The organism is Methylobacterium variabile (assembly GCF_001043975.1).
In the GTDB taxonomy this organism is placed as follows: domain Bacteria; phylum Pseudomonadota; class Alphaproteobacteria; order Rhizobiales; family Beijerinckiaceae; genus Methylobacterium; species Methylobacterium variabile.
The window spans coordinates 1-823 of sequence record NZ_LABY01000489.1; the positions used below are offsets into that span (position 1 = coordinate 1).

Consider the following 823-nt stretch of genomic DNA (forward strand, 5'->3'; position numbering starts at 1 on the left):
GATCCGGCGCAAGCTCCGGTCCGAGCAGACCGATACCGACCAGGCCCGCACGGCCACGATCGCGTAGCAGCCCGCCGCGAGGGTGAGCGCGATGGCGGCCTTACTCACCAGGGGGTGATCGTCGAGATAGGCCGCCGCGTTGGCGGTCAGGTTGTCGATGAGGTGCCAGGATCCGTCGTTCATCGCGTCCAGACCCTCACTCGGCAAAGTAGAAGGAGAATTGCGCCATGACGATCCCCACGATCATCATCGCGCAGTTCTCCTTCTACTTCGCCGAATGAGCATGGATCGCAGGCGATGAACGACAGATCCTGGCACCTCATCGACAATTTGACCGCCAACGCGGCGGCCTACCTCGGCGATCATCCCGTGGTGAGCAAGGCGGCCATCGCGTTCACCCTCGCGGCGGGGTGCTACGCGGTCGTGGCCGCGCGGGCCTGGTCGGTGTCGGTGTGCTCGGACCGGGGCTTGCGCCGGATCCTGCACCTCTGCGCCATGGCGGGCGGCGGCTGCCTGTTCCTGACCGGGCTGCTCTACGATAGCCTGACACGCGGGCTCGACGGCGCGATCACGTCCATGCCGCTGATCTACGCCTACTACCCGGCGTCGATCATGCTCTCCTGCGCCGCGATGGTGTTTGCCCTCGCGCAGGTGTTCTGCGCGCTGCACGTCCGCCCGGCGCCGCTGCTGAGGGGCATCATCCCGGGTGTGCTCGGGCTGTGGCTCTTTGCCCTGAGCGTGCCCGTCTTCCAGTTCTCGGTCATCCTGCGGGGCGCGCAATGAGGACGGCCGACAAGTTCTGCGACCTCGCCGGGTTCGATCC

1 protein-coding gene and 1 pseudogene are annotated in these 823 nt (G+C 66.7%); one reads left to right on the top strand and one right to left on the bottom strand.

The features are described 5' to 3' along the window. A pseudogene (locus VQ02_RS34070) lies at positions 1-183 on the bottom strand (hypothetical protein); the annotation flags it as partial. 114 nt (positions 184-297) lie between these two features. On the opposite strand from VQ02_RS34070, the gene VQ02_RS34075 reads away from it, so the two are divergent. Next, positions 298-783, top strand: a complete 486-nt coding sequence (locus VQ02_RS34075; RefSeq protein ID WP_048448713.1) for a hypothetical protein — start codon at positions 298-300, stop codon at positions 781-783. Positions 784-823: the final 40 nt, after the last annotated feature.

What these genes read in the sequence shown, in the direction of transcription:
- VQ02_RS34075 (WP_048448713.1), top strand. Translation starts at nt 298, where the DNA reads ATGAACGACAGATCCTGGCACCTCATCGACAATTTGACCGCCAACGCG.